Origin of the sequence: Paracoccus sp. (in: a-proteobacteria) (assembly GCF_030538695.1) — a bacterium.
Classification (GTDB): Bacteria; Pseudomonadota; Alphaproteobacteria; order Rhodobacterales; family Rhodobacteraceae; genus Paracoccus.
Map to the genome: position 1 here is coordinate 1 of NZ_JAUNTN010000061.1, position 1,559 is coordinate 1,559.

The 1,559-nt window shown below is 59.7% G+C and carries 3 protein-coding genes; all 3 read right to left on the minus strand.

Annotated features, from left to right (window positions below):
* Positions 1-386: 386 nt before the first annotated feature.
* Positions 387-821: a TA system VapC family ribonuclease toxin gene (locus tag Q4G24_RS16575; RefSeq protein ID WP_303367638.1), complete on the minus strand. Its 435-nt coding sequence runs from the start codon at positions 819-821 to the stop codon at positions 387-389.
* Positions 818-1,045 carry a hypothetical protein gene (locus tag Q4G24_RS16580; protein WP_303367639.1) on the minus strand — a complete coding sequence of 76 codons (228 nt, stop codon included), beginning with the start codon at positions 1,043-1,045 and terminating at the stop codon, positions 818-820. The genes Q4G24_RS16575 and Q4G24_RS16580 overlap by 4 nt, the downstream gene beginning before the upstream one ends.
* 112 nt (positions 1,046-1,157) lie before the next feature.
* Positions 1,158-1,559, minus strand: a 402-nt coding sequence (locus Q4G24_RS16585; RefSeq protein WP_303367640.1) for a site-specific integrase, incomplete at its 5' end; no start/stop codon positions are given.

Here is a 1,559-nt window from a genome sequence, read left to right on the forward strand (position 1 = left end):
CAAGCTCAGTGGTAAGCCGCCCGAGGCGATCAGACTGGCGCAAGGGGGCGTTCATGGAGGCCTCCAAGTGCAGAAGAATGCATATAACAATTGATTAATTTTATCCCGGAAGCCGGGTGGCCGCAATGGAAATATATTCTTAATAGTTTCAAGTTGTTGGGTTGAGTGCGTATGCCGGGCGTTGATAGCAGGTGTTACTTGTGCGGCCTTCTTTTCGGGCGGGGCAGATATTTTACAAGGGGTAGCGCTAATCTGTCCCGATCAGGTGTTCGGCGGGATGCGCACGCAGCGAGCTACTTGGATAGCCGAGCGAGGCGCTGGGCCGGCACCGTCAGGAAGGGATGCCGCGGCAGGCTGGCTTTACCTGTCGACCCAATCAACGCTCCCTATTGCCCCACCTGACAGAGCGCTCCCTTCCCATTCCTTACGGCTGCGACGGACAGTTTCCGGTCGAAAGTTGCAAGCTGGCCGCCGTGCTTTTGCGCCAGGGCCAGCAGGTAAGTATCAGTTACCTGCCCAAAGGTCAGAACCCTAGTCGGCTCTATGAACGCCTCATCCACCAAACTTATGTCGTCGGGCCAAAAGCGATGCCCCGGAAGGGCGCGCAGTTTCCGGACGATATCGGTAACAGCAGCAGGCGACCCCGGCGAGTTGGGATATTTCGGATTGCCAAGGATCCGGATAACGCCATTTTCGGTCATCGGGCAGGTGGCCCAGCTTTCCTGCCCGGTCGCGGCAAACCAGTCATGTGCCTCGTCATGCGCGATATGGCTGGGGTCGATCAGGGCGATCAGGACGTTGACGTCAAGCAGGAAGGTCACGGCGCTTCGTCACGCAGATCATTAACCAGATCAAGCGTGACCAGCGGGGCGCCGGGCCGGGGTGTCAGCAGGGGGATGCCGTTCCGCTCTCCGCCGGCTTTCGGACGATGCAGCGAACGCCGCGCCAGATCAGAGATCACCTCTCCAAGGCTGCGCCGCTGCTGGGCGGCCATGGCCTTCGCCACCGCCAGAACATCATCATCAATGGCTAGGGTCGTTCGCATGTTGGCCTCTAGTGCTGCGCATCAGTCATCACGCATCATATGTGCATTTCCGGCGCCTCGTTCAAGGGTATTGTCGAAGCGGCCCGCATCGAACGGACGCAGCATCGTTCACCTACAGCATCGCCGCCAGCCTGTCGGAAATCTTCGTCGCCGCCGCCTTGAGCGGATCAGCCGCCAGATGGGCATAGCGCGCCGTTGTCTGCACCTGCGTATGGCCGAGCAGCTTGCCGATCACCGGCAGGCTTTCACCAACCAGCAGGCCGCCCGAGGCAAAGCTGTGGCGCAGATCGTGAATGCGCACATCTTCAAGGCCCGCTGCCTTGTGGATTCGCCGCCACGGTCGTTGGAGGTCCATCAGATGCTGCCCCCTGACCTTGCCGATAATGACATAGGGGTTGCCGTTCACCCGTGGCAATTTGGCGAGCAGATCGACTGCGGCATTGCCGAGGTGAATGGCTCGTGACCTGCCCCCCGAAAGATCCCTCACTTTAATGTAGAGTCTGCTCAACCGCGA